Below are 25593 nucleotides of genomic sequence, written 5' to 3' on the forward strand. Positions count from 1 at the left end.
CCTGGTTACCACACCAGGGCGGGAGGTCACCGCCACTCCCCCTTGATCCCGGTTCCAGACCCGGTCCCGCAGGAGCGATGGGGGGATTATGCGGGAAGTGTCTTGGGGTGTGGAAAGATTGGGCGAGAAAAAATGTGTGGGGTGAATGGAAACAATGGGTTGAGGGGAAATTTGCGGTGAATCTTTCCTCCACAGTTTCCGCTGGTTTCAGCTTCGGCAGTTCTGCACCGTGGCAGCCTTCACAGATGGTCCGGCATGGATCTGTCGCAAGAGCGACCCCCGCATGCGCTTCGCTCATGCTGCGCCCGGGATGACGAACTGCATGTTAGGTCTTCGCTAATCGTCAACGCTGGCGCGGCAGTTACGTCTCCGGCGCGGTAGCCGCGCCTGCTGTGCGGCAGTCAACAACGTTTGCGATTAGCGGCACCACCCCCTCTCTTCGTCATCCCGGGCGGAGCGAAGCGGAGACCCGGGATCCATGCCGGAATGCAAAAGAGCTTCAGCGGCGCAGAACGCGTCGACATCAGAACCGGGCCGTGCTTGACGACGATCAGGCCAATGGGTCCCGGATAACCTCCGCTTCGCTGCGGTTTCCGGGATGACGACTTCATGGCTGTCGCTGCTAATCGCCAAGGTTCCCGCTAAAGGCGCCGCCGTCTCTTCGTCATCCCGGGCGGAGCATGAGCGAAGCGATGCGCAGACCCGGGATCCATGCCGGAACGGAGAAGAGCCTCAACGGCGCAGAACGCGCGTCAACATCAGGACCGGCCACATAATGCTTTGGACGGTTGTGGCGTCCTCGCCTACCTTGCACCAGGAACCTTGGCAGCGTGGAATGCACACCCATGACGACACCCGACCTCTCCGATATCTACCGCGGCTACATTGCCTGCCTGAACAAGCAGGACTGGGCGAATCTGGGGCAGTTCGTTCACGAGGAGGCTCATTACAACGGCGAGCGGATCGGGCTGGCGGGTTATCGCGAGATGCTGGAGGGCGATTTTCGGGCGATTCCGGATCTCTATTTCGACATCAAGATGCTGATTGCGCAGCCGCCGCGTATAGCCAGCCGCCTGCAGTTCGACTGCACGCCGAAAGGCATCCTGTTCGGCCTCCCCGTAAACGGCAAGAAGGTCTCGTTTGCCGAGAACGTATTCTATGAGTTTCGGGAAAACCGCATCGAGAACGTATGGTCGATCATCGACAAGGCCGCCATCGAAGCGCAGCTTTCGGGTTCACAGTAAGGTGCGCGCCTAGTAGCCCGCTTCGCGGTTCACCACGTTCTGCAACGCCTCGCCGCGCTCGAAGGCGTCCATCTGCGCCAGCATGGGGGCTGCGAGATGGGCAGGGTCGGAGGTGGCGCCGGAATGCGGGGTCACGAACACCTTGGGATGCGACCACAGCGGGCTGGTCTTGGGCAGCGGTTCGACCTCGAACACGTCGAGGCTCGCTTCCTTCAGCGTTCCGTCTTCCAGCGCGCGGACGATATCCACGTCCTTTTGCAGCCGCCCGCGCCCGGCATTGATCAGCACAGTGCCGCCGAGCCCGTTGCGGCGGCGCAGCTGGCGCAGCACGCCGTAGTCGATGATGCCCTTGGTGGCCGGCGTCAGCGGCAGCAGCACGACGAGGATATCGGTGGCGTTGAGGAAGGGCACCAGGCCGGCATCGCCGTGATAGGTCTCCACGCCGGCCATCGGCCGATCGGTGCGGCCCCAGCCATTGACGCGGAAGCCGAGCCCGAGCAACACGCTCGCGGCCGCGCGCCCGAGTTCGCCGAGCCCCATGATGCCGACCGAAATGTCGCCGGCCAGCCGCTGTGGCGGCTCGCGCCAGATCTTCTTCTGCTGCTGGTTGCGGAAAAGCGCGCCCTGGCGGTGATGATCCATCACCCGCCACACGATGTATTCGACCATATGCTGGGTGAGATTGTCGGCCACCACGCGCACGATCGGCACATCGGGCAGGCCGGGATCGTTGAAGAGGTGATCGACGCCGGCGCCGATCGAGAAGACCGCGCGCAGATTGGGCAGTTTCGCCAGGATGTTGGCCGGCTGCTTCCACACCACCGCATAGGTGATGGAGGGATCTTCCGGCCCATCCGGTTTCAGCACCACCTCGCGGCTCGCTGATAAAAGCTCGTGCCATCGTTGCGGATTGAACCCGGTAACCGAAAGCAGGATGCGGCCCTTCTGCATGCCAGACGTTTCCCCGTTCTGTTGCTTTTCTTGTGTGTCTACTCGCTGACGATGCCGACCGGCGCGGTCTCGATCTTGAACGCGGCCGACATCAGGGCGCGAGTATAGTCCGACTGCGGCTGTTCGAAAATCTGGCGCGAAGGGCCGGATTCCACGATCTGGCCGTTGCGCATGACGATGACGTCGTTGGCGAGCGCCCGAATGACCTTCAGGTCGTGGCTGATGAAGAGGTAGGCGAGGTCGTGCTTGGCCTGCAATTCGCGCAACAGGTCGACCACCTGCGCCTGCACGCTCATGTCGAGCGCCGATGTCGGCTCGTCCAGCATGACGAAGCGCGGCTTCAGCACCATGGCCCGCGCAATGGCGATGCGCTGGCGCTGGCCGCCGGAAAATTCGTGCGGGTAGCGGAAGCGCGTTTCGGGATCGAGGCCGACTTCGTTGAGAACGTCGACCACGCGCTTGTCGCGCTCGGCGTCGGAGAGCTTCGGCTCATGGATTTTCAGCCCTTCCTCGATGATGTCGGAGACCGACATGCGCGGGCTGAGCGAGCCGAACGGGTCCTGGAAGACGATCTGCAATTCGCGCCGCAGCGGGCGCATGTCGTTGAAGGAGAGCTGGTTGATGTCGCGGCCGTTGAAATTGATCTTGCCGCTGGACGAGATCATGCGGGCCAGCGCCAAGCCGAGCGTTGTCTTGCCCGAACCGGATTCGCCGACGACGCCGAGCGTCTGGCCGGCGCGCACGGTGACGTCGATGCCATCGACCGCCTTCACATGATCGACCGTCTTGCGGAAGAAGCCTTCCTTGATCGGAAACCACACCTTGATGTCGCGGCCCGACATCACGGTCTTTGCCGTATCGTCGGCCAGCGGTGGCTTGCCCTTCGGCTCAGCCGCCAGAAGATGGCGGGTATATTCGTGCTGCGGGTTGGCGAAGATGTCCTTGGTCGGGCCCGTCTCGACGATCTTGCCCTTGGTCATGACGCAGACGCGGTCGGCGACCTTGCGCACGATGCCGAGATCATGGGTGATGAACAGCATCGACATGCCGTTCTTTTTCTTGAGGCCGTCGAGAAGCTCGAGGATCTGCGCCTGCACGGTGACATCGAGCGCGGTGGTCGGCTCGTCGGCGATCAGCAGTTGCGGCTCGTTGGCGAGCGCCATGGCGATCATGACGCGCTGGCGCTGGCCGCCGGAGAGCTGGTGCGGATAGGCGTCGAGGCGCTTCTGAGGGTCGCGGATGCCAACCTCGTTGAGCAGTTCCAGCGTTCGCACACGCGCCGGCTTGTCGGCCATGCCGCGATGCAGCTTGAGGATCTCGACGATCTGCTGCGAAATCGTGTGCAGCGGATTGAGCGAGGTCATCGGCTCCTGGAAGATCATGGTGATCTTGTTGCCGCGCACACGCCGCAAATCCTTCTCGCCGAGCGCCAGCAGGTCGGCGCCGTCGAACATTATCTGCCCGGACGGGTGGCTGGCGGCCGGGTAGGGCAGCAACTTCAGCACCGACAGCGCCGAGACCGACTTGCCCGAGCCCGACTCGCCGACAAGCGCCACGGTCTCGCCCTTGGCGATATCGAAGGAAATGCGGTCGACCGCGGTCTGCGTCTTGCCGCCTTGCGTGAAGGCGACGGAAAGATCGCGTACGGAGAGGAGGGGGGAGGTCAAATGGCGGCCTCGATGTCGGTGTTCCTGAAATCGTCGCCCTTGAACAGGAGCGGTTCGTTTCGCGCCTTGGCCAGCGCATAGGCGAAGCAATCGCCGAGATTGAGCTTGGCGGGGTGATTGCCCTTGCCGAACTTCTGGTAGGCTTCGCGGGCAAGATAAGCCTGTTCGGGCGTAACTGTCGTGATCTCGATGGCCAGGGCCTTGAAGAGCTCGTCCAGCTTCCGCGATTTCGCCTCTGATTTCATCTGATCGACGCGAACCGTTGCTTCGAGAAAATTGACCGGCGACATCACCGGACGCTGCTGCGATTCGATGAGCATGTTCTCCATGCGCTCGCCGTCAGGTTCGTCGAAAATGATCGCAAGAAGTGCCGACGCATCTACGATCACGTTGGCAGCCCCCATTCGTCATAGAGGTCGGAGTGATCGCTGGTTACGCCTTCGGGAACCGGTCCGAAGCTCTTGACGATCTCGCGAACGCGCCGTTTGCGCTCTGCAGTATCCCGTTGCAGATGCAGCCGCGCGATCTCAGCCTCCAGCGCCTGTTCGACGGCGGCCGTCATGCTCTGTCCGGTCTCGTCGGCCAACTGCCGTGCTAGGCGTTGTGCCTTTTCGCTCTTGATGTTCATGCCCATGATCGTCTCCATGGTAGAAAACTGGCGAAATTATACCATGAAAGAGAAATCATTTGAACGTCTTCCTCGGGTCGAAGGCGTCGCGGGTGGCTTCGCCGATGAAGATCAGCAGCGACAGCATCAGCGAAATCACGACGAAGCCCGACAGGGCCAGCCAGGGCGCATTGAGGTTGCGCTGGCCTTGTTTCAGCAGTTCGCCGAGCGAGGCCGAGCCGGGTGGCAGGCCGAAACCGAGGAAGTCGAGCGAGGTCAGCGTCGAGATCGAGCCGTTGAGGATGAAGGGCAGGAAGGTCAGCGTCGCCACCATGGCGTTGGGCAGCAGGTGGCGGAACATGATGGTGCGGTTGGGCACGCCGAGCGCGCGGGCCGCGTTCACATATTCGAAGTTGCGGGCGCGCAGGAACTCGGCCCGCACCACGCCGACGAAGGCGACCCATGAGAACAGTAGCATGATGCCGAGCAGGATGAAGAAACCGGGCGGCAGGATCGCCGAGATGATCAGCAGGAGGTAGAGCACCGGAATGGCCGACCAGATTTCGATGAAGCGCTGGAACAGAAGGTCGGTCCAGCCGCCGAAATAGCCCTGCATGGCGCCGGCCGAGACGCCGATGAGGGCGGAGCCGGCGGTGAGGATCAGGCCGAACAGCACCGAAATGCGGAAGCCGTAGATGGAGCGCGAAAGCACGTCGCGGGCCTGGTCGTCGGTGCCGAGCCAGTTCCAGTTGCCGATGTTGCAGTTCTCGTCATCGACCCCTTTCGGGTAGCGCTGGCAGCGCGTCTGCTTGTCGTACATCCAGGAAGGTTTTGCCGGTGCAGCTTCCGGGACTTCGTTGTTGACGGTCCGGTAGTGGTAGCGGATCGGCGGCCAGATCAGCCAGCCGTTCGAGGTGATCTCGTCGCTGATCACCGGGTCGCGATAGTCGGTGACGGCGTAGAAGCCACCGAATTTTTCTTCCGGGTAGTCGATCACTGCCGGAAACAGGATTTCGCCCTTGTAGGAGGCCAGAATCGGCCGGTCGTTGGCGATGAATTCGGCAAACAGCGACAGCACGAACAGGACCAGGAAAATCCACAGCGACCAGTAGCCCCGGCGGTTGGCCTTGAAGTTGGCCCAGCGCCGCTGGTTGAGCGGCGACAGCCACTGCTTTGAAACCGGGCGGGTGGTGACGTCCTCCACGGCGGCCATCAGACGTCCCTCCGCTCGAAATCGATGCGCGGGTCGATCCATGTATAGGTGAGATCGGAAAGCAGGCTGACGAACAGGCCGATCAGCGAGAAGATGTAGAGATTGGCGAAGACAACCGGGTAGTCGCGGTCGAGGATCGACTTATAGCCGAGCAGGCCGAGCCCATCGAGCGAGAAGATGTTTTCGATCAAAAGCGAGCCGGTGAAGAAGGCCGAGATGAAGGCGCCGGGGAAGCCGGCGACGACGATCAGCATGGCGTTGCGGAAGACGTGGCCGTAAAGCACGCTGCGCTCCGTCAGCCCCTTGGCGCGGGCGGTGACGACATATTGCTTGCGGATTTCATCGAGGAAAGAGTTCTTGGTGAGCAGCGTCAGCACCGCGAACTGCGACAGCACCATGGCCGTCATCGGCAGGGCCAGGTGCCAGAAATAGTCGACGATCTTGCCGCCCCAGGAGAGCTGGTCCCAATTGTCCGAGGTCAGGCCGCGCAGCGGGAACCAGTCGAAGAAGGAACCGCCGGCAAAGAGAACCATCAGCAGGATGGCGAACAGGAAGGCAGGGATCGCGTAGCCGATGATGATGATGCCGCTGGTCCAGGTGTCGAAGGTCGAGCCGTCCTTCACCGCCTTGCGGATGCCGAGCGGGATCGAGATCAGGTAGGAGATGAGCGTCAGCCATATCCCCAGCGAGATCGACACAGGCATTTTCTCGATGATGAGGTCGAGCACGCCGATATCACGGAAATAGCTCTGGCCGAAATCGAAGCGGGCGTAGTTCCACAGCATCAGGCCGAAGCGTTCGAGCGGCGGCTTGTCGAAGCCGAACTGCTTTTCGAGCTTGGCGATGAATTCGGGATCGAGCCCCTGCGCGCCGCGATATTTCGAGGAGGTCACTCCACTGGCGTCGAAATTGGTGACGCCGGCATCGGCACCGCTGCCGCCGGAGATGCGGTCGCTTGAATCGCCGCCCTGTCCGGTCAGCTTGGCAATCACCTGCTCGACCGGGCCGCCCGGCGCGAACTGCACCACCGCAAAGGAAATCGCCATGATGCCGAGCAGCGTCGGGATCATCAGCAGAATGCGCCGGAGGATATAGGCGCCCATCAGGCAAGCCCCATCGACGAGCTAGAAGGGATGCAGTCTATTCCCAAAACTATAAACCTAGGCCTTGCCAATCGCTGCCGCCTTGTCCTTGTCAAACCACCACATTGCTTCCACCGGAAAGCCGAAGTCGGGTTTTGGCTCCTTGTAGCCGAACATGTCCCAGAAGGCTGCCCGGTGATTCGCCAGGTACCAACTTGGAATCCAGTCTTGCCGCGCGCGCAAGACCCGGTCGAGTGCGCGCAGTGCAGTCGTCAGCGTTTCGCGGTCTGTCGCGGTGCCGGCAGCCTCGACCAAGGCATCGATGCCGGGGTCGGCCGTTCCAGGCAGATTGCGCGAGCCGGGAAGGGTGGCTGAGCGCGAATGGAAAATGCCTTCCAGGCTTTCACGCGTCGGCGTTGCATCGAAGGACAGCGCCATCACGATCAGGTCGAAATCGAATTCCGCCTGCCGCGCGCCATATTGCGCCGAATCGACGCTGCGGATCGAGGCATCGATGCCGATCGCCTTCATGTTCTCGATCCAGGGTGAAGCGATCCTGATCCAGCCTTCGTCATCGACGAGGAGTTCCACGCTGAGGCTCTCGCCCTTGTCGTTGGCGAGGAACTGCCCGGAGCGTTTCCAGCCGGCTTCAGTCAGAAGCTTCGAGGCCGCACCGAGCAGCTTGCGGTCGCGGCCTGAGCCGTCGGACACCGGCAGCACGACGGCCTCGCCGAAGGCCTCGTCCGGTATCTTCCCGCGCAGCGGCTCCAGCAGCGCCAGTTCCGCCGCCGAAGGCATGCCTTCGGCGCGATAGTCGGACTTCTCGAAACAGGACTGCGAACGGTCGTAGGAACCGTAGAACAGGTTGCGCTTCGTCCATTCGAAGTCGAAGCACATGTTGATCGCCAGCCGCACGCGCCTGTCGCGGAAGCGCTCGCGGCGCAGATTGATGGCGGTGGCCTGCATGGAAGGACGCTTCTCGGCCGGGAATTCGCGCTTGACCACCTTGCCCTGGTTGAGGGCGGGAAAATCATAGCCTGTCGCCCAGACGCGGGCGGTGAATTCCTGCCGATAGAGCACGTCGCCCTTCTTGAAGGCTTCGAAGCCGGCCTGCCGGTCCTGATAGAACTCGATGCGGATGCGGTCGAAATTGTAGAGGCCGCGATTGACCGGAAGGTCACGGCCCCAATAGTCGGCAACGCGCTCATATTCGATGGTTTGGCCGGGGGAGACACGGCCAACCTTGTAAGGCCCGGAGCCGAGCGGCGGCTTCATATTGGCGCTGTCGAAGGAATTGGCCTCGAAATAGGCCTTCGACACGATCGGGAAGCCGGCGACGTTGAGGATCGTGCGGGCGGATTGCTTGCCGTTAAAGCTGAGCCTCAAGGTGCGGGCATCGACGGCCACGGCTTGCGTCATCTGGGCCAGCGGCAGCAGCAGGTCGGGGTGGCCCTTGTCCTTGTAGAGGTTGAAGGTAAAGACGACGTCCTCGGCCGTCAGCGGCGTTCCGTCGTGGAATTTCGCCTCGGGGCGCAGCGCGAATTCGAATGTGTTGCGGTCGTCCGAAAGGGTCACGCTCTCGGCGAGCAGCCCGTAAACGGCGTCGGGCTCATCAAGCGCGCCTGTCATGCCGCCGGTCATGAGTGAATCGAAGCACATTTCCATGCGCGGCGGCGCATCGCCCTTGGCGGTGAACGAATTCAGCGTGTTGAAGGTTAGCGGGCTCTGATTGTAGAACCAGTTGGGCGGCGAGAAATTGAAGATGCCGCCCTTTGGCGCGTCGGCGTTGACGTAGTCGAAATGGGCGAAGTCGGCCGGATATTTCAGGTCGCCGAAGGCTGATAGCCCGTGCAGCCTGGTGCCGGTGGGCGTTTCAGCGAAGGCAAGGCCGGGCAGCAGGGGCGCTGCGACGGCCGAAGCGCCGAGGGCGAGGATTTGTCGTCGAGTGAGATTTGATGTTGTCACGTGTGCAGAGCCCTTTGTCTGCACTCGCATAGGGGAACCGTGATGAATGGCGCTCTATGAGAACCCCCACCCCTAACCCCTCCCCACAAGGGGGAGGGAAATTTTTGAACCGTCATGCCACACGAAACCTGCAATGATTGGCGCTGTGTCTGAATGCCATCGGAATCCCCCTCCCCCTTGTGGGGAGGGGTTAGGGGTGGGGGTGCTTCACAGGCAATTGCCCAGCCGTTTACTGGTAGAAGGTCATGGCGGCGGTGGGTTCGCAGCGTCATGCCGAGCCGTCCATCAATTGCCGCTCTTGTATTTTGCGGCCAGCGCCTTTTCCTTCTCGGGGTCGATCCACCAGGAATCGATGTCGGGACCGATATAGTCAGGCTGCTTGTCGGGGACGCCGAACTTGTTCCAGTAGGCCAGCCAGACGTCCGGCCGGCTGAACTGCGGCATGTAGTAATAGTTCCACAACAGCACCCGGTCGAGCGCATGGGTGGCGGCGACGAGGTCTTCGCGGTCGGTGGCGAAGATGACCCGGTCGACCAGCGCATCCACGGTTGGGTCCTTGATGCCGGAGTAGTTTCGCGAACCGGGAGAATCGGCTGCCTTGGTGCTCCAGTAATCGCGCTGTTCGTTGCCCGGCGAACTCGACTGCGGAAGAACCGTGGTTATCATGTCGAAATCGAAATCGTTGACGCGGTTTATGTACTGGCTGGTGTCGACGATGCGAAGCGAGGCGGTCACGCCGATCTTGCGCAGCATGGCGATGTAGGGGTTGATCGTCGGCTCGACGCCCTGCCGGCTGTCCATGATCTCGAAGGTAAACGGCTCGCCCTTCTCGTTGGTCATCTTGCCGTTCTGGATCTTCCACCCGGCTTCGGCAAACAGCGCGATCGCCTTGCGCAGGTTCTCGCGCTCGGACTGCGGCGTTTCATAGACCGGCAGCTTGAACTCCTGCGTGAACAGTTCGGGCGGCAGCTTGTCCTTGTACTGGTTGAGGATTTCCAGCTCCTTGCCCTGCGGCAGGCCGCTCGAGGCAAGCTCGCTGCCGATGAAGTAGCTGTTGGTGCGAACGTTCAGGCCAAAGGACTGGGTGCGGTTCATGGTCTCGAAATCGAAGGCGTAGGTAAGCGCCTCGCGCACGCGCTTGTCCTGGAACAGCGGCCGGCGCAGGTTCATCGCAAAAGCCTGCATGTTCTGCAGGCCGGTCGCCTTGAATTCCCGCTTGATGACATCGCCGGCGTTGAGCGCCGGGAAGTTGTAGACGGTCATCCAGCGGCGCGCGCTGGCTTCGCGCTCGATGTCCTCGATGCCGCCCTTGGTAAAGGCCTGCCATGCGGCGGTATCGTCAAGGAAGTAGACGTAGCGGCGGCGGTCGAAATTGTTGCGGCCGACATTGACGCCGACATTGGCCGACCAGTGGTCGGGCACGCGGCTCCAGATGATTTCGGAGCCCGGCTTGAAGCTCTCGATCTTGTAGGCGCCCGAACCGAGCGGTGCTTCCAGCGTCGGCTTGGTGATGTCGCGCTTCTTGCCGTTCTTGTCGGTGCCTTCCCACCAATGCTTGGGCAGAATGGCGAGGTCGCCCATGATCTTGGGCAGTTCGCGGTTGCCCTTCTGGTCGAAGCGGAATTCCACCTCGCGATCCGAGATAGCGACCGCCTCCTTCACATTGACGTAATAGCGGCTGTATTGCGGGCTGTTGGCCTTCAGCGTGTTGAACGACCAGACGACATCGTCGACTGTGATGGGCGTGCCATCGTGCCATTTGGCGCGCGGATCGAGCCGGTAGGTCGCCGAGGAATAGTCCTCCGGGTATTTGTAGGCGTCGGCGATCATCGGATGGCTGACGCCGGGCTCGTCAATCGACTGCTCCATCAGCATTTCATAGAGCAGGCCGCCGCCGAAGCCGGCAAAGCCGGCCGCAGGCGAACCTTGCACGATATAGGGGTTGAAGCTGTCGAACGTGCCCGTCGCGATGCTGTTCAGCGTGCCGCCCTTGGGGGCGTTCGGGTTGACGTAGTCGTACTGCTTGAATTCGCTGCCGTATTTGGTGTCGTCGCCGAGCGTCGACGATGTCCGCCATTCGTCGGCCGATGCCGAAAGAAGACTTGCCGCGAGCAGGGCCGGTAGAAGCCCGAGTTTGCCGATCGTTCGCGTCAATCCTGCCTTCATCGTCATCCTTTCTGTCAGGTCTTCAGTGTAGGGCGTCGCGCCGCAATGGAAACCATGTTTGTCCAGTATTCGCGACCATATGCGAAAACGCTAACAAAAAAGCCGGGCTGAACCCGGCTTTTTCATGATTGTGCGATGATTATTTCGTTACTGCGCGGGCGCTGGTGCCGGAGCAGCCGGTGCCGGTGCGGCGGGAGCAGCACCCTCAGCCGGGGCTGCAGGAGCCGCACCTTCCGCAGGCGCCGCACCTTCCGCAGGCGCCGCACCTTCGGCCGGAGCCGCACCCGCTTCAGGCAGCGGCTTCGGGCTGTCCGACAGCGTGCGCAGATAGGCGATCAGGTTGGCGCGCTCGTCATCCTTCTTGATACCGGCGAAACCCATGGCCGTTCCCTTCACGAAGCCCTTGGGCGAGGTGAGGAAGTGGTTGAGGTTGTCGTAGGTCCAGTGCGTGCCGCCGTTCTTCGAAAAATCCTTCATGCCGGCCGAGTAGGCAAAGCCTTCATGCTCGCCGACGGGGCGGTCGATGACATCCCAGAGATCGGGGCCGACCTTGTTGGGGCCGCCCTTTTCGCCGGAATGGCAGGCCTGGCACTTCTTGAAGACGGCCGCGCCGGCTTCGGCATTGGCGGTTGCAAGCAGCTCGGCGATCGGCTTGGCAGCCGGAGCGGCAGCGCCACCCTCGGCAGGCGCTTCCTCGGCCGCCTCGACGATGAAGCCGGGCTTTTCAGGAGCGGGCGAAGCGAAGATCGCATCGGACGCGAGGGCGATCGAAAAGACGACGAAAACGGTAGCCAAGAGGCCGCCGATCAATTTGTTGAATTCGAATGAGTCCATTCGCCCCAGTCTCCCTTGGCCGGCTTGCCAGCGGAAGTGTCGCTTCCGGTGCCGACGGCATTGCGTCCCCACCGGTCGGGACCGGCAGAATTGGGCGGAAACTAGGTCTTTTGCTCGACCGTTGCAACACCTATAAGGGCGGTTCCAGTGAGACCTTTTGCCACTTTAACCACTGCCCTTTCGGATCGATTTGTAGCTTCCATGTCACCACTCATCCTGATTCCCGCGCGAATGCGCGCCACGCGCCTGCCGGGCAAGCCTCTCGCCGACATCTGCGGCCGCCCGATGATCGTCCATGTCGCCGAGCGCGCCAGGGAAAGCGGACTGGGTCGCGTCGTGGTGGCGACGGATACGCCGGAGGTGGCGGATGCGGTCCGCGCCCATGGTTTCGAGGCCGTCATGACCCGCGTCGAGCACGAATCGGGCTCCGACCGGATTTTTGAGGCGCTGACGACTGTCGATCCCGACGGCGCGGTTGAGACCATCATCAATGTCCAGGGCGATCTTCCGACGATCGACCCGCAAACGATCCGGGCAGCCCTTGCCCCGTTCGAGAACCCGGCGGTCGATATCGCGACGCTGGGCGTCGAAATCACCCGCGACGACGAGAAGACCAATCCGAACGTGGTCAAGATCGTCGGTTCGCCGCTTTCGGAAAATCGCCTGCGCGCGCTCTATTTCACCCGCGCCACCGCGCCCTGGGGCGAGGGGCCGCTTTTTCATCACATCGGGCTCTATGCCTATCGCCGCTCGGCACTGGAGCGTTTCGTCAAGCTCAGGCCGTCGCCGCTGGAAAAGCGCGAAAAGCTGGAACAGCTGCGCGCGCTGGAAGCCGGCATGCGCATCGATGCCGAGATCGTGGCGACCGTGCCGCTGGGTGTCGATACGCCGGAAGACCTCGAACGTGCCCGCGAAATTCTGTCCAGATAAAGACAAGGCCTGACCATGCCCGACAAGACCAACCGCATTTCATTCCAGGGCGAGCCGGGCGCGAATTCCGACACGGCCTGCCGCAACGTCTATCCGGATATGGAGCCGTTGCCGTGCCCGACCTTCGAGGATGCGTTCAACGCGGTCGAAACCGGCAAGGCCGATCTCGCCATGATCCCGATCGAGAACACGATCGCCGGCCGCGTCGCCGACATCCACCATTTGCTGCCCGAATCGAAGCTGCACATCGTCGGCGAATATTTTCTGCCGATCCATTTCCAGCTGATGGTGCTGCCGGGCGTGAAGCGGCAGGAGATCAAGACGATCCACAGCCACATCCATGCGCTCGGCCAGTGCCGCAAATACATCCGCAAGAACGGCTGGAAGCCGGTGGTCGCCGGCGACACGGCGGGTGCCGCCAGGCTGGTGGCCGAGGTGAAGGACCGGACGATGGGCGCATTGGCGCCGCGGCTGGCCTCCAGCCTCTACGGCCTTGATATACTGGAAGAAAACGTCGAGGACACCGACAGCAACGTCACCCGCTTCGTCGTCCTGACCAAGAACAAGCAGTGGGTGGAGCGTCCTCGCCCCGACGCCAAGATGATGACGACCTTCGTCTTCCGCGTCCGCAACGTGCCGGCCGCTCTCTACAAGGCGATGGGCGGCTTCGCCACCAACGGCATCAACATGACCAAGCTGGAAAGCTACCAGCTCGGCGCCTTCACCGCGACGCAGTTCTACGCCGACGTCGAAGGCCACCCGGAAGACCAGGGTCTCAAGAACGCGCTGGAGGAACTGCGGTTCTTCTCGAAGGAAGTCCGCATTCTCGGCGTCTATCCGGCGAATGACGAGCGCCAGAGCTGGAATATGAGCGACTGAGCTTAAGGCGGGCTTGGGCTATCGTATAAGAATTCGACCCCCACTCCGTCTCGGCTTCGCCGAGCCACCTCTCCCCCGATCGACGGGGGAGAGGAAACGCACGGCCGCAAGGCTGGCTCCCTTCCTCTCCCCTTTTGAGGGGGAGAGGTGGCTCGGCGAAGCCGAGACGGAGTGGGGGTCTGTTGTGCCGTATGCGATTGCCCCGCCGAAGCGATGATCTACAGCCGCTTCGCGAACCAGTGATCGGCGTAGGGATTGTCGTTGTAGGGCTTGATTTCCGCATAGCCGTCGCGCCTGTACAGCGACTGCGCTTCCCTAAGCGCGCGGTTGGTGTCGAGATAGACCGTTTGCGCGCCCAGTTCGCGGGCTATCGCCTCCAGCCTGTGTAGCATGCGGCCGGCAACGCCGAGCCCGCGCGCGGAGGGCGCTACCCACATCCGCTTGATCTCCGCCGTCGTGGCATCAAGCATGCGCACCGCGCCGCAGCCGGCAGGGTTTCCGTCGAGCCGGGCGATCAGGAAGCTGCCGTGCGGGCGGATGAACTCGTCGCCGCTCACGCTGTTTCCCTTGCTGGTGTCGAAACCTTCTTCGAAGCGCGTTGCCAGCTCCTCGACATAGAGCGCCATGCATTGCTGGGCATCAGTGCTGTTGGCGTCTTCCTCGCCGATGGTGACGGCAGCGGCGGTGAGCAGGCGCTCGACCTCGGCCATCGCGGCCACGAGTCGGTCCTGCGCTGCCGGCGAAAGCGGCTCGAGGATGGAATTGGCCAGATCGTCCGACAGGGCGTCGTAAGCCGCGTGCTCGGCGCGGCCTTTTTCGGTCAAGGTCGCGTGGCGGCTGCGGGCGTCTCCGTCCAGTTTGTCGACGGAAACCAGGCCATGCGTCTCGAGCGAACGCAGCATGCGGCTGAGATAGCCGGAATCAAGCCCCAGCTGGGAGCGGAGCGCGCCCAGCCCCGCGCCTTCCGGTCCGATCTCGAAAAGCAGCCGCGCCTCGCCGAGCGGGCGACCGCGGCGCAGATAGCTGTCTTCCAGCGCGCCGATGCGGCGGGTCACCGTGCGGTTGAAGCTGCGGATCTGGTCGACTTGCGATTTGCTCATTACCTGACTTTAGTCAGGCAATGTATGGAGATCAAGATTTATCTGACATTGGTCAGGCAATCTGCCGGGCGCAAATTCCTGTTCGACGTTTGCAAAAACCGGTTGCATTTCACTATCAGTTTGCTACAAAGAAAACCGATTTGGTTTTGCAACCGGTTTTGGAGGAATAGAAAAATGGCAAAGCTTATCGTTTGGAACCTCGTCACGCTGGACGGCTATTTCGAGGGCGACAAGAAGTGGGATCTCGATTTCCACAACACGGCCTGGGGACCGGAACTTGAGAAGATGTCCTTGGAATTCGGAAGCAATGCCGAGGCCCTGATATTCGGCCGCGTGACCTATGAAGGCATGCGCGATTACTGGACGACCACGACGGACGAAGGGCCCGTCAAGGACTTCATGAACGCCCTGCCGAAGCTGGTGGCTTCGCGCACGCTCACATCGTCGAACTGGAACAACACGCGGGTGACCGCCGACATTGGCGGCGAGATCGCCAGGCTCAAGGCGGACGCCGAGCGTGATCTCTACGTCTTCGGCAGCGCCGACCTCATCCATTCGCTGCTGGAGCAGGGGCTGGTCGACGAGATCCTGTTGTGCGTGGTGCCGCGGCTTCTTGGATCAGGCACGCTTTTGTTCAAGAAGGGGGCTCGCCACGAGCTTACTCTCGCCGAATCGCGGCCACTTTCGAACGGCAGCCTCATCGTCCGGTATTCCGTGACGAAATAGGCCGGGGCGGCTCAGCTCTCGGCCCACGCCCTGATCAGGTGATGCGCGATGGCGGATTTCGGCGGCACGAGAATGCCGCCGGCATGGTTGCCGGCCAGCATGTCGCGGACCTCGTCGCGGGAAAACCAGCGGCAGTCCTCGAGCTCGGCATCGATGCGGATATCCTCGTTCAGCGCCTCGCCGAAGCACCCGATCATCAGCGAATAGGGAAACGGCCAGGGCTGGCTGGCGTGATAGATGACGCGGCCGAGGCTGATGCCGGCTTCCTCCAGCGTCTCGCGCCGCACCGCCGCCTCGATCGTCTCGCCGGGCTCGATGAAGCCGGCGAGAGCCGAATACATGCCGGGCGCAAAATGCTTGCTGCGCCCGAGCAGGCATTTGTCCGGCATCACCGTCAGCATGATGGCGACCGGGTCGGTGCGTGGAAAATGCTCGGCACTGCAGTTCGGGCAATGGCGCTTGTAGCCGCCGGCGCGCATTTCGGTCTCGTGGCCACAGCGCCCGCAGAACCGGTGCGTCGAATGCCAGGCAAGCAGGGCGGCAGCCTGCGCCATGGCGCCCACCGCCGACTGGTCGATGAGGCCTTGCATGTTGACCGAGCGGTAGTCGATCGCCTTGACCGTTTCGGGAAGCTGTTCGATGTCGAGCCCGGCGGGAGCCGCCAGCACCGGCCCGGCTTCCGAAAAGCCGAGCAGGATCGCCTGATCCAGCACCGGCTGAAAGGCGGGGATTTCGTCGGTGCTGAAATAACCGTCGAAGGCGCCCTCGGTCAGTTTCAGGAAAAGCCGCCCATCGCGCACCAGCATCAGCCGCGCGGCCGGATCGGCCAGCGCCTTGCTGGCCGAATCGTCGCTGCGGTTTTCCGACTGGCGATCTATGAGGTTGCCGGCAAAGCCGACGAATTGGCTCGCTTCGCGCTCAGGCGCGTCGAATAGACGAAAAGTCATGCAGGGTCCGATGATGGCTCAAAAGATTACTGTAGTGCCGACCGTATCTTCTCGCAAAAACCATGCAGGTCAGACCGTTTATAGGGTTCGCGCATGCCGTGGCCCCAGACAGGGCCGGGCCAGCCGGCGTCACCTTCGAATCGCGCGATGACGTGGATATGAAGCTGACGCACGATATTGCCCAAGGCGCCGGTGTTGATCTTGGTGCAGTCGGTGCTCTTCTTGAGGGCCTGCGCCACCGTGTTGCACTCGAAGGTCAGCATCGCCTGGTCGAGCGGCGTCAGGTCATGCACTTCTTCGATGCCGGGTCGTTGCGGCACGAGGATGAGCCAGGGCCAGCGGCTGTCATTCATGATGCGCAGCTCGCACAGACCGAGCCACATCAGGGGCTCGCTGTCCGCCTCCAGTCGGGCGTTCAGCTCAAATCCGGCCTTCAGGCCAGGCATCATTGGCGTTTCCTCGAATTTTGCGTGGAGGCTAGAGTGCTGGCCTGCGACCTGCAAGCGATTCATTGGCCGGGAAAGCTTTTGACGCATGCTTTTGCCTTCGCTCTTGCAATTAATTGCGCAATTGCCGATATGAGAGCCGGGAGGTTGGTGGTGGACGATCCACTCGCCAACCGGGTCAGGTCCGGAAGGAAGCAGCCCTAACGAGCCCGGAACGGGTCATGTTCCAGCCTCCCACCTTCTTCGCCCTTCTTCCGCGACATTGACGGCGTCAAGCCGTGCGGGCGAAACTCTGTCCGAGGAATCGGTCGCACCCGAGCGGCCAAGGGAGCAAGCCAGGCGGATGAGCGAAGCCGGAAACCAACCATCAGGCAAGACCGCCGCCTATCGCGTGCTCGCGCGCAAATACCGTCCTTCCGATTTTTCGAGCCTGATCGGCCAGGAGCCGATGGTCCGCACGCTGACCAACGCGTTTTCCTCCGGCCGCATCGCACAGGCCTGGATGCTGACCGGCGTTCGCGGCGTCGGCAAGACGACGACGGCGCGCATTCTGGCGCGCGCGCTCAACTACAAGACCGCCGAGGTGAACCAGCCTTCGGTCGATCTCACCATTCCCGGCGAACACTGCCAGGCGATCATGGAAGGCCGCCATGTCGACGTGATCGAGATGGACGCCGCCTCGCATACCGGCATCGACGACATCCGCGACATCATCGAACAGGTGCGCTACGCCCCGGTCTCGGCGCGCTACAAGGTCTACATCATCGACGAAGTGCACATGCTCTCCACGCAGGCCTTCAACGGCCTGCTGAAGACGCTTGAAGAGCCGCCGCCGCATGTGAAATTCATCTTCGCCACCACCGAAATCCGCAAAGTTCCGATTACGGTGCTGTCGCGCTGCCAGCGTTTTGACCTGCGCCGCATCGATGCGTCGATGATCAAGGCCGATCTCGCACGCATCGCCGGGCTGGAAAGCGTCGAGGTCGAAGACGACGCGCTTTCTATGATCGCCCGCGCTGCCGAGGGCTCGATGCGCGACGCCCAGTCGATCTTCGATCAGGCAATCGCCCATGGCGCCGGCAAAGTCACCGCCGAAGCGGTGCGCGCGATGCTTGGTTTGGCTGATCGGGCGCGCATCGTCGATCTGTTCGAGCATGTGATGAAGGGTGACGCGGCCTCTGCATTGCAGGCTCTGCGGGCGCAGTATGATGTCGGCGCCGATCCCGTCGCCGTGCTCAACGACCTTGCCGAATTCAACCATCTGGTCACACGGCTGCGCTTTGTGCCGTCTGCCGGCGACGATGCCGCCCTTTCCGAAGACGAGCGCGTGCGCGGTCGCGAATTTTCGCAGACGCTGTCGATACGGGTGCTTTCGCGCACCTGGCAGATGCTGCTCAAGGGCATTCCCGAGGTGCAGTCGTCCAACCGGCCGATCAGTGCCGCCGAAATGGTGCTGATCAGGCTCGCCCATGCCGCCGACCTGCCGACGCTGGACGAGGCGATCAAATCGCTCGGCGACGGCACAGCTTCCAATGGCGCCGCGCCGCGGCCCTCCACGTCTTCGGCACCTTCCGGCTCCGGCAATGGCGCAAGTGCCGTCTCGCAGGCGCGGATGCCGTCGAGCAATGGCGGCGGCCAGACCATGCGGCTGGTGGCGAGCGAGCCGGAAGCGGCCCCGGCCGCCTTCGTGCCTTCGCCGGTGGTCGAGGAAACGCCGAGCGTTCCGATCAAATCGCTGGCCGACGTCGCAAACCTTTGCGACGCCAACCGCGACATGGCGCTAAAAGTGCAGGTCAAGCGCTGCGTGCGGCTGGTCAAGGTCGAGCCGGGCCGGCTCGATGTCAGCCTGACGCCGGATGCGCCCAAGACGCTGCTGAACGACCTGACCGTGAAGCTGAAGGCCTGGACCGGCCGGCACTGGATGGTGTCGCTGTCGCGCGAGGAGGGTGGGCAGACTCTTTCCGAGATGGAAACGGAAAAGCGCGATAACGCCTTCTCGGATGCCAAGGCCGACCCGACGGTCGCCGCCATCCTCGCCCGTTTCCCGGGCGCAAAAATCATCGACGTGCGCATCCCCGATGCGCCGGATACGGAAGCCGATGCCGACATGCCGGCCGAGCCGCCGATCGAAGACGACGACGAGAACTGACGAACAAAGGATTGAGATCATGAAGGATCTTCTCGGCCTTATGGGCAAGGCGAAGGAAATGCAGGCCAAGTTCCAGGCCATGCAGGAGGAAATCGCCACGCTGGAGGCAACCGGCCAGGCCGGCGGCGGTCTGGTGCAGGTGACGATTTCGGGCAAGTTCGAGATGAAGTCGCTGAAGATCGACCCGTCGCTGTTCAAGGAGGACGATGTCGAGATCCTCGAAGACCTGATCCTCGCCGCGCACAACGACGCCAAGGTCAAGGTCGAGACGGTGATGCAGGAAAAGACCAAGGCGCTGACGGCGGGATTGCCGATACCGCCCGGCATGAAGCTGCCCTTTTAGTGAGTAGGGAATAGTGAATTAGTGAGTGGCGGATTCTCTTCGATCACTACTCACTCTATAACCCCCTCATGTCCAAGCGAATCGCCGGCCCTGAAATCGAACGCCTGATCCAGCTCCTGGCCAAGGTGCCGGGGCTTGGGCCGCGTTCGGCACGGCGGGCGGCACTCCATCTCATCAAGAAGAAGGAGCAGTTGCTGGTGCCGCTGGCCGACGCCATGGGCGAGGCGGTCGACAAGGTCCGCATCTGCTCCAATTGCGGCAATGTCGATACCGTCGATCCCTGCACCATCTGCACCGACCCGCGCCGCGACGGCGCGACGCTGATCGTGGTCGAGGATGTCGCCGACCTCTGGGCTCTGGAGCGCGCCGGCGCCATGAACGCGCTCTATCATGTGCTTGGCGGCACGCTGTCGCCGCTCGACGGCATCGGCCCGGACCAGCTCAACATCAAGCAGCTCGTCAGCCGTGTTTCCGAGGGCGAGATCAAGGAAATCATCATCGCCGTCAACGCCACCGTCGAAGGCCAGACGACGGCGCATTACCTGACCGACCAGCTCGCCGATTTCGGCGTCAAGATCACCCGGCTGGCGCATGGCGTGCCGGTGGGCGGCGAACTCGATTATCTCGACGAGGGCACGCTTGCGGCGGCGCTGAAATCGCGGACGGTGTTTTGACAAGATTTGGGGGCAGGAACCAATGATGAGATATCTCACCGCGATCTTGTTCTCCCTTGCCGTAGCCTTTGCTGCCTTTCCTGCCTCCGCCGCAAAAATCGACGACCAGTTCCAGGCATGGCTCAAAACCGACCTCTGGCCCGAAGCCAAGAGTCGCGGCATCTCGCAAAAGACCTTCGACGCCGCCTTTGCCGGCGTTTCGCCGAACCTGAAACTGCCCGATCTGGTCATGCCGGGCACCAAGCCGAAGACGCCGCAGAAGCAGCATCAGGCCGAGTTCGGCTCGCCGGGCAGCTATTTCGCGCCGATCGGCAATGTCACCGCCGGCGGGCGCTCGCGCGCCGGGCAATATGCCAAGACGCTTGGCGCGATCGAGAAGCGCTACGGCGTGCCGGGCGAGGTGGTGTTGGCGATATGGGGCCGCGAGTCGGGCTTCGGCACGGCGAAAATCCCCTACAACGCCTTCGAGGTGCTGGGCACCAAGGCGTTCATGGCGACCCGCAAGGACATGTTCCGCAAGGAGGTTCTGGCCGCCCTCGAGATCGTTCAGCGCGGGCTTGCCGATCCCGGCCAGATGAAATCGTCATGGGCCGGCGCGCTCGGCCAGCCGCAATTCCTGCCAACGTCTTTCCTTAAGCACGCGGTCGATTTCGACGGCGACGGCCATCCCGACATCTGGAACTCCGCGCCCGACACGCTGGCCTCCATCGCCAATTACCTCGTCCATTACGGCTGGGTGAAAGGCCGCGACTGGGGGTTCGAAGTCACCGTGCCGGACAGCGTCTCTTGCTCGCTCGAAGGGCCCGATCAGGGCAAGAAAATATCGCAATGGGCGGCGATGGGCATTGCCCGCATCGGCGGCAAGCCGTTTCCGGCCAGTGAGTTGAAGGCCGAAGGTTTCCTGCTGATGCCGGCGGGACGCAGCGGCCCGGCCTTCATCGTCACGCCGAATTTCTACGTGCTCAAGGAATACAATATGAGCGATCTCTATGCGCTGTTCATCGGCCATGGTGCTGATCGCATCGCGCATGGCGACAAGGGTTTTTCCGGTGCCTGGGGCAAGGTCGGTGGGCTTTACCGGTCGGATGTGGCGGCCATGCAGCGCGGGCTCGAAAAGGCCGGCTACGATGTCGGCAGCGCCGACGGCCTGCCCGGCTTCAAGACGCGCCGCTCGATCGGCGTCTGGCAGGCCAAGAACGGCCGCGCGGCGACGTGTTATCCGGACAAGGGGTTGGTTGAAGCGATGCGCTGAGTTCCCTCCCCCTTGGGGGGAGGGTGGCCCGAAGGGCCGGGTGGGGTCGTCGCGGCAGTGCTCGGCGCATAGGAACGTAGAGCACTGCCGCGACGACCCCACCCGCTTCCTTCGCTTCGCTCAGTCAGCGACCTCCCCTCAAGGGGGAGGTGAGCGCCGACCCTCAAGCCGCCTGCGACAGCTCCTTATGCGCTTCCGCAAGGATCTCGAACGACCTGATCCGCGCGGCATGGTCGAACATCTGCGCCGTCACCATCAGCTCGTCAGCGCCGGTGCGGCGGATGAAGGCATCCAGACCGGCTCTCACGGTCTGCGGGGAACCGACGATGGCGCAGGAAAGCGCCTGTGCCAGCATGGCCTTGGCCATCGGGTCGAGGTCGGCGTCGTAGTTCTCGACAGGCGCCGGCAGCGGGCCGGGGTGGCCGGTGCGCAGATTGACGAAGGCCTGCTGCAGCGAGGTGAACAGGAACTTTGCTTCCGCGTCAGTCTCGGCGGCAAACACGTTCAGCCCGAGCATGACGTAGGGCTTGTCCAGGAATTGCGACGGCTGGAAGCGCGAACGGTAGATGTCGATGGCATGTTCCAGTTCGGCCGGCGCGAAATGCGAGGCAAACGCATAGGGCAGGCCGAGCATGGCGGCGAGCTGCGCGCCATAGGTGGAGGAGCCGAGTATCCACACCGGCACGTTCTGGCCTTCTCCGGGCACGGCGCGCACGCGCTGGCCGGGTTCGGCAGGCGCGAAATAATTGATGAGCTCGACCACGTCCTGCGGGAAATTGTCGACGCCGGCCTCGAGATTGCGGCGCAGCGCGCGGGCCGTGTTCATGTCGGTGCCCGGCGCGCGGCCAAGGCCGAGATCGATGCGGCCGGGATGGAGGGCGGCAAGCGTGCCGAACTGCTCGGCAATCACCAGCGGGGCGTGGTTGGGCAGCATGATGCCGCCCGCACCGACGCGGATCGTCTTGGTGCCGCCGGCGACATGGGCAATCACCACGGAGGTTGCGGCACTGGCGATGCCCGCCATGTTGTGATGCTCGGCCAGCCAGTAGCGGTTATAGCCGAGCCGCTCGGCGTGGCGGGCCAGGTCGAGCGTGTTGGCGAGCGATTGCGAGGCGGTGCTGCCCTCGGTGATCGGCGACAGGTCTAGAACGGAAAGTGGAATCACGGGCAGGTCTCCGGGCGGCAGGAAGCTCGGATATAGGAACGCCCGGCCTGCTTCGCAAAGGGCATCAGGCCGCTTTTGCCGGTTCCTCTGCCTCTTCTTCCTCCGGCTCGGCGGTTTGCTGGGCGGCCAGAAAATTGCCGACGTGATGCAGGCTCTCGAAATGATCGCAGAAGACCTTGACGATGACGAGCAGCGGCACCGCGATAAGCGCGCCGACGAAGCCCCAGAGCCATGACCAGAAGGCCACCGCGACGAAGATCGCCACCGCGTTGATCTCCAGCCTTCGGCCGACCACGAGCGGGGTTATGAACTGGCCTTCGATGATGTTGCAACAGACCACGAAGAGCGGTGCGACCATCGCATAGGACAGGCTGTCGAAGCTGACGATGGCGATCACCGCGACAAGCAGGATGGTGATCAATGCGCCGATATAGGGCAGGAAATTCAGCAGCGTGGCGGCGACGCCCCAGACGAACGGGTTCGGCATGCCGATAGCCCACAGGCCAAGCCCGATAGCGACGCCGAGACCAAGATTGATGAGCGCGACGGTGAGCAGGTAGCGCGAAATCTCGCGCTCGACATCGTAGACCACGCGCAGCGCCCGCTTCTTCTCGCTGAGGCGGGTGAAGGACTGGATGATCTTCTCATAAAACATCGTGCCCGAGGCGAGCAGGAACAGCGACAGCACGAATGTGATCGCCGTCGTCGTGCCGGCGGACAGCAGGTTGCCGGCTGCCTGCGATATGATGCCGGGCTGCGCGACGACGACCTTCTGCACGCCCGGCTCCTGTGCGGTTTCGGTGACGCGTTCGACCTGATGGGAAATGCTTATCATCTGTTCGAAGGGATGGCGCAGATGAGCTAGGCGTTCGGTCAGCTGGCGTCCGATCGCCGGCGCATCATTGACCAGCGCGATCACCGGACCGCTGAGCAGATAGCCCGCCAGGCCGATGCCGAGCACGGAAACGACGACCAGTATGGTGGCAGACACGGCTTCGGGAATGCCACGCTTGCGCAGGAAGCGCACGATCGGCGTCAGCATCAGCGCCAGCAGGCAGGCCAGAATGACCGGCATGAAAAAATCGCGCCCGAAATAGAGCGCGTAGATTGCCATGAACATGAAGATGCCGATGAGCAGCGAGCGCATGAGCCTTGTGTCCGACGCTGTTCGTGCCGCAGCCGACGGATCGGCGGCAGGGCTGGCCGTTTCAGTTTTCATTGTCGATCCCCGATCTTCGCGGACGCCAGAACGATCTGCCGACGCGAAAATCCCTTCAGGCGCAACAATGCGCCTGAAGTCGGAAAGTTCCGCAGCCTCTAATATAGGCGGCTCAGCCTTCGGCCAGCGAAAGCTCCTTCACCGCCGTCTCGCGCCGCACGATAGGGGCGACCTTGGTGCCGAACAGTTCGATCGCCTTCATGATCTTGGCATGCGGCATGATGCCGATGGCCATCTGCAGCAAGAAGCGGTCGTTCTTGAACAGCTTGTGATTGGCGACGATCTTCTCGGCGACCTGCTCGGGATTGCCGACGAACAACGCGCCGCTCGGCGACCGCGACTGGTCGTAATGCGCCCGCGACGTCGGACCCCAGCCGCGCTCGCGGCCGATGCGGTTCATCACCTCGGCCTGCGGCTCGTAGAAGTCGTCTGCCGCCTGCGCGGTCGTCTCGCCGACGAAGCCGTGGACATTGATGCTGGTGGCAAGGGTCGCCGGATCGTGACCGGCACGCGATGCCGCCTGACGGTAGAGGTCGAACAAAGGTGCGAACCGCGCCGGCTCGCCGCCGATGATGGCAAGAGCCAGCGGCAGGCCGAGCGCACCGGCCCGCGCTACGGAGGTCGGCGTGCCGCCGACAGCGATCCAGATCGGCAGCTTGTCCTGGAAGGGGCGGGGGTAGACGCCGCGATCGTTGATCGGCGCGCGCATCTCGCCCGTCCAGGTCACGCGCTCGCTGTCGCGCAACGCCAGCAGCAGGTCGAGCTTCTCAGTGAAGAGCTGGTCGTAGTCTTCCAGATTGTAGCCGAACAGCGGGAAGGATTCGATGAAGGAGCCGCGTCCGGCCATGATTTCGGCGCGCCCGCCCGAAAGCAGGTCGAGCGTCGAGAATTGCTGGAAGACGCGCACCGGGTCGTCCGACGACAGCACCGTGACCGCACTTGTGAGCTTTATGCGCTTGGTGCGCTCGGCAGCGGCTGCCAGCGCCACGACGGGTGCGGAAGCCGCGTAGTCCGGGCGGTGATGCTCGCCCAGGCCGAACACGTCGAGACCGACCTGGTCGGCAAGTTCTATTTCCTCGATGAGGTTGCGCAGGCGCTGATGCGGTGAGATGGCGTCAGGGCCGGGTTTCAGGCTGACATCCGCGAAGGTATAGAGGCCGAGTTCCATGATCTGTCCTCGAAAATAGGGTTTGTTGGCCTACAGGTAGCGACGCCCCGGCTCGCTCGCCAGTGGCCGGGTTGTGAACAGTGAATATCGGAATTGGCGCCGTAAACCGTTCCCTCAGGGCAACATCTGGCGATTACATGGCAGACATGCCGAATTGGCGCTTGAACTCTTGGCTCTCGTGCGTATGTAAGCGGCGCGTACTGATAAGAAAAAATTGAAGGCGAAAATTGGCTATCTACAAGGAACAAGATTTCTCCGAGCGGCGCAATGCCGCAAACGAAGCAAGAAAAGCCCTGCTGGAACGCTTCAAGTCACGTCCGGCTGAAGACGATCCGGAGGTTCAGGCTCGCAAGGCCGAGCGTCAGGCGATCCTCGAGGCGCGCGAAAAGCGCAATGCCGAAAAGGAAAAGCTGAAGCAGGAGCGGCTGGCTCGCGAGGCGATCGAAAAGGCCGAGCGCGAAGCGGCGGCTGAAGCTGCCCGCATCGCAGCAGAGGAAGCTGCGGCTGCGGAAGCGAAAATCCGCGAAGCGGAAGAGACCGACCGCATCACGCGGTTGCTCGCCGACGAAGCCGAACGCAAGGCCAAGCGCGACGCGCGCTATGCCGCGCGCAAAGCACGCGGCGGCCGTATGCCGCTGCCGCCCAGGCCGTAAGGCTAAACTGATCCAGCCTTGACGTCATGTCGGGCAACAGCGCGACGGCCCGGGCCGCCGCGCTGCTTTCGTGCGCGTATTCCTTACTTCTTTTCTTTCAGCCGTATCGCCTGAACCGGTGCTGCCTTCAGCGCCGGCTCGGCTACGGGCTTTTTCGCATCCTTTTTCGGTTTGCGAGCTTCCTTGTTGCTGCGCATTTGACCCTTGGCCATG

At 62.7% G+C, this 25593-nt stretch carries 25 protein-coding genes and 1 other RNA gene; 10 read left to right on the forward strand and 16 right to left on the reverse strand.

The window, feature by feature from the left end:
• Nucleotides 1–845 precede the first annotated feature (845 nt).
• Complete coding sequence (locus tag BM413_RS23810) at nt 846–1244, forward strand: ester cyclase (protein ID WP_091917349.1); 399 nt, start codon at nt 846–848, stop codon at nt 1242–1244.
• A 9-nt stretch (nt 1245–1253) separates the two neighbouring features.
• Here BM413_RS23810 and BM413_RS23815 read toward each other — a convergent pair whose 3' ends face one another.
• From BM413_RS23815 to BM413_RS23855, 9 genes are all read right to left on the reverse strand, one after another.
• Entirely contained in the window at nt 1254–2195 is a 942-nt protein-coding gene (locus BM413_RS23815) for a 2-hydroxyacid dehydrogenase (RefSeq protein ID WP_091917350.1), read from the reverse strand.
• A 38-nt stretch (nt 2196–2233) separates the two neighbouring features.
• On the reverse strand, nt 2234–3862 hold the full coding sequence (locus BM413_RS23820; protein ID WP_091917351.1) for an ABC transporter ATP-binding protein: 1629 nt from the start codon (nt 3860–3862) through the stop codon (nt 2234–2236).
• A complete protein-coding gene (locus tag BM413_RS23825) occupies nt 3859–4251 on the reverse strand; it encodes a type II toxin-antitoxin system VapC family toxin (protein ID WP_091917448.1) in 393 nt (130 codons plus the stop codon). Before BM413_RS23825 ends, BM413_RS23820 begins: the two co-directional genes overlap by 4 nt.
• Complete coding sequence (locus BM413_RS23830; RefSeq protein ID WP_175544418.1) at nt 4248–4496, reverse strand: type II toxin-antitoxin system VapB family antitoxin; 249 nt, start codon at nt 4494–4496, stop codon at nt 4248–4250. Before BM413_RS23830 ends, BM413_RS23825 begins: the two co-directional genes overlap by 4 nt.
• 49 nt (nt 4497–4545) lie before the next feature.
• The gene (locus BM413_RS23835) at nt 4546–5682 is read right to left on the reverse strand and encodes an ABC transporter permease (protein WP_091917353.1); all 1137 of its coding nucleotides are present in this window, start codon (nt 5680–5682) and stop codon (nt 4546–4548) included.
• Complete coding sequence (locus tag BM413_RS23840; RefSeq protein ID WP_091917354.1) at nt 5682–6785, reverse strand: microcin C ABC transporter permease YejB; 1104 nt, start codon at nt 6783–6785, stop codon at nt 5682–5684. The genes BM413_RS23835 and BM413_RS23840 overlap by 1 nt, the downstream gene beginning before the upstream one ends.
• Before the next feature lie 57 nt (nt 6786–6842).
• On the reverse strand, nt 6843–8729 hold the full coding sequence (locus tag BM413_RS23845; protein WP_244537996.1) for an extracellular solute-binding protein: 1887 nt from the start codon (nt 8727–8729) through the stop codon (nt 6843–6845).
• Between the two features lie 285 nt (nt 8730–9014).
• Nucleotides 9015–10895: an extracellular solute-binding protein gene (locus BM413_RS23850; protein WP_091917449.1), complete on the reverse strand. Its 1881-nt coding sequence runs from the start codon at nt 10893–10895 to the stop codon at nt 9015–9017.
• 147 nt (nt 10896–11042) lie between these two features.
• The gene (locus tag BM413_RS23855) at nt 11043–11729 is read right to left on the reverse strand and encodes a c-type cytochrome (RefSeq protein WP_091917356.1); all 687 of its coding nucleotides are present in this window, start codon (nt 11727–11729) and stop codon (nt 11043–11045) included.
• Nucleotides 11730–11930: 201 nt separating this feature from the next.
• Here BM413_RS23855 and BM413_RS23860 point away from each other — a divergent pair, with 201 nt between their 5' ends.
• Entirely contained in the window at nt 11931–12659 is a 729-nt protein-coding gene (locus tag BM413_RS23860; RefSeq protein ID WP_091917357.1) for a 3-deoxy-manno-octulosonate cytidylyltransferase, read from the forward strand.
• A gap of 15 nt (nt 12660–12674) precedes the next feature.
• A complete protein-coding gene (locus BM413_RS23865) occupies nt 12675–13538 on the forward strand; it encodes a prephenate dehydratase (protein WP_091917358.1) in 864 nt (287 codons plus the stop codon).
• A 218-nt stretch (nt 13539–13756) separates the two neighbouring features.
• Here the strand turns inward: BM413_RS23865 and BM413_RS23870 are convergent, their stop codons facing one another.
• Complete coding sequence (locus BM413_RS23870) at nt 13757–14638, reverse strand: bifunctional helix-turn-helix transcriptional regulator/GNAT family N-acetyltransferase (protein WP_091917359.1); 882 nt, start codon at nt 14636–14638, stop codon at nt 13757–13759.
• 174 nt (nt 14639–14812) lie between these two features.
• Here BM413_RS23870 and BM413_RS23875 point away from each other — a divergent pair, with 174 nt between their 5' ends.
• Complete coding sequence (locus BM413_RS23875; protein ID WP_091917360.1) at nt 14813–15364, forward strand: dihydrofolate reductase family protein; 552 nt, start codon at nt 14813–14815, stop codon at nt 15362–15364.
• An 11-nt stretch (nt 15365–15375) separates the two neighbouring features.
• On the opposite strand, the gene nudC is transcribed toward BM413_RS23875, so the two are convergent.
• Entirely contained in the window at nt 15376–16311 is a 936-nt protein-coding gene (gene nudC / locus BM413_RS23880; protein WP_091917361.1) for an NAD(+) diphosphatase, read from the reverse strand.
• Nucleotides 16312–16337: 26 nt separating this feature from the next.
• Nucleotides 16338–16760, reverse strand: a complete 423-nt coding sequence (locus BM413_RS23885) for an HIT domain-containing protein (RefSeq protein WP_091917362.1) — start codon at nt 16758–16760, stop codon at nt 16338–16340.
• Between the two features lie 138 nt (nt 16761–16898).
• On the opposite strand from BM413_RS23885, the gene ffs reads away from it, so the two are divergent.
• The 5 genes from ffs to BM413_RS23910 all read left to right on the forward strand — a co-directional run bounded on the left by ffs (nt 16899) and on the right by BM413_RS23910 (nt 21175).
• Nucleotides 16899–16996, forward strand: an RNA gene (gene ffs / locus BM413_RS23890) — signal recognition particle sRNA small type.
• Nucleotides 16997–17100: 104 nt separating this feature from the next.
• Nucleotides 17101–18906 (forward strand): DNA polymerase III subunit gamma/tau, encoded by a 1806-nt coding sequence (locus tag BM413_RS23895; RefSeq protein WP_091917363.1) that lies wholly within the window; start codon nt 17101–17103, stop codon nt 18904–18906.
• A gap of 19 nt (nt 18907–18925) precedes the next feature.
• On the forward strand, nt 18926–19249 hold the full coding sequence (locus tag BM413_RS23900; protein WP_091917364.1) for a YbaB/EbfC family nucleoid-associated protein: 324 nt from the start codon (nt 18926–18928) through the stop codon (nt 19247–19249).
• 68 nt (nt 19250–19317) lie between these two features.
• Nucleotides 19318–19923, forward strand: a complete 606-nt coding sequence (gene recR / locus BM413_RS23905; RefSeq protein WP_091917365.1) for a recombination mediator RecR — start codon at nt 19318–19320, stop codon at nt 19921–19923.
• A gap of 25 nt (nt 19924–19948) precedes the next feature.
• The gene (locus tag BM413_RS23910; RefSeq protein WP_175544422.1) at nt 19949–21175 is read left to right on the forward strand and encodes a lytic murein transglycosylase; all 1227 of its coding nucleotides are present in this window, start codon (nt 19949–19951) and stop codon (nt 21173–21175) included.
• A gap of 163 nt (nt 21176–21338) precedes the next feature.
• On the opposite strand, the gene BM413_RS23915 is transcribed toward BM413_RS23910, so the two are convergent.
• The 3 genes from BM413_RS23915 to BM413_RS23925 form a co-directional block, all read right to left on the reverse strand.
• Complete coding sequence (locus BM413_RS23915) at nt 21339–22340, reverse strand: LLM class flavin-dependent oxidoreductase (protein WP_091917367.1); 1002 nt, start codon at nt 22338–22340, stop codon at nt 21339–21341.
• A gap of 64 nt (nt 22341–22404) precedes the next feature.
• Nucleotides 22405–23559, reverse strand: coding sequence for an AI-2E family transporter (locus BM413_RS23920; protein WP_091917368.1), 1155 nt, complete (start codon nt 23557–23559; stop codon nt 22405–22407).
• Nucleotides 23560–23671: 112 nt separating this feature from the next.
• Complete coding sequence (locus tag BM413_RS23925; protein WP_091917369.1) at nt 23672–24727, reverse strand: LLM class flavin-dependent oxidoreductase; 1056 nt, start codon at nt 24725–24727, stop codon at nt 23672–23674.
• A 227-nt stretch (nt 24728–24954) separates the two neighbouring features.
• On the opposite strand from BM413_RS23925, the gene BM413_RS23930 reads away from it, so the two are divergent.
• Entirely contained in the window at nt 24955–25380 is a 426-nt protein-coding gene (locus tag BM413_RS23930) for a DUF6481 family protein (protein ID WP_091917370.1), read from the forward strand.
• Between the two features lie 83 nt (nt 25381–25463).
• Here the strand turns inward: BM413_RS23930 and BM413_RS34040 are convergent, their stop codons facing one another.
• Entirely contained in the window at nt 25464–25592 is a 129-nt protein-coding gene (locus BM413_RS34040) for a hypothetical protein (RefSeq protein ID WP_091917371.1), read from the reverse strand.
• Nucleotide 25593: the final 1 nt, after the last annotated feature.

The organism is Mesorhizobium sp. YR577, assembly GCF_900116595.1.
Classification (GTDB): domain Bacteria; phylum Pseudomonadota; class Alphaproteobacteria; order Rhizobiales; family Rhizobiaceae; genus Mesorhizobium_M.

Coding starts and splice junctions, on each gene's coding strand:
- BM413_RS23910 (WP_175544422.1), top strand. CDS start 19,949: ATGAGATATCTCACCGCGATCTTGTTCTCCCTTGCCGTAGCCTTTGCT.
- BM413_RS23900 (WP_091917364.1), top strand. CDS start 18,926: ATGAAGGATCTTCTCGGCCTTATGGGCAAGGCGAAGGAAATGCAGGCC.
- nudC (WP_091917361.1), bottom strand. CDS start 16,311: ATGACTTTTCGTCTATTCGACGCGCCTGAGCGCGAAGCGAGCCAATTC.
- BM413_RS23865 (WP_091917358.1), top strand. CDS start 12,675: ATGCCCGACAAGACCAACCGCATTTCATTCCAGGGCGAGCCGGGCGCG.
- BM413_RS23815 (WP_091917350.1), bottom strand. CDS start 2,195: ATGCAGAAGGGCCGCATCCTGCTTTCGGTTACCGGGTTCAATCCGCAA.
- BM413_RS23870 (WP_091917359.1), bottom strand. CDS start 14,638: ATGAGCAAATCGCAAGTCGACCAGATCCGCAGCTTCAACCGCACGGTG.
- BM413_RS23840 (WP_091917354.1), bottom strand. CDS start 6,785: ATGGGCGCCTATATCCTCCGGCGCATTCTGCTGATGATCCCGACGCTG.
- BM413_RS23835 (WP_091917353.1), bottom strand. CDS start 5,682: ATGGCCGCCGTGGAGGACGTCACCACCCGCCCGGTTTCAAAGCAGTGG.
- BM413_RS23850 (WP_091917449.1), bottom strand. CDS start 10,895: ATGAAGGCAGGATTGACGCGAACGATCGGCAAACTCGGGCTTCTACCG.
- BM413_RS23925 (WP_091917369.1), bottom strand. CDS start 24,727: ATGGAACTCGGCCTCTATACCTTCGCGGATGTCAGCCTGAAACCCGGC.
- BM413_RS23855 (WP_091917356.1), bottom strand. CDS start 11,729: ATGGACTCATTCGAATTCAACAAATTGATCGGCGGCCTCTTGGCTACC.
- BM413_RS23920 (WP_091917368.1), bottom strand. CDS start 23,559: ATGAAAACTGAAACGGCCAGCCCTGCCGCCGATCCGTCGGCTGCGGCA.
- BM413_RS23830 (WP_175544418.1), bottom strand. CDS start 4,496: ATGGGCATGAACATCAAGAGCGAAAAGGCACAACGCCTAGCACGGCAG.
- recR (WP_091917365.1), top strand. CDS start 19,318: ATGTCCAAGCGAATCGCCGGCCCTGAAATCGAACGCCTGATCCAGCTC.
- BM413_RS23895 (WP_091917363.1), top strand. CDS start 17,101: ATGAGCGAAGCCGGAAACCAACCATCAGGCAAGACCGCCGCCTATCGC.
- BM413_RS23860 (WP_091917357.1), top strand. CDS start 11,931: ATGTCACCACTCATCCTGATTCCCGCGCGAATGCGCGCCACGCGCCTG.
- BM413_RS23875 (WP_091917360.1), top strand. CDS start 14,813: ATGGCAAAGCTTATCGTTTGGAACCTCGTCACGCTGGACGGCTATTTC.
- BM413_RS23885 (WP_091917362.1), bottom strand. CDS start 16,760: ATGATGCCTGGCCTGAAGGCCGGATTTGAGCTGAACGCCCGACTGGAG.
- BM413_RS34040 (WP_091917371.1), bottom strand. CDS start 25,592: ATGGCCAAGGGTCAAATGCGCAGCAACAAGGAAGCTCGCAAACCGAAA.
- BM413_RS23810 (WP_091917349.1), top strand. CDS start 846: ATGACGACACCCGACCTCTCCGATATCTACCGCGGCTACATTGCCTGC.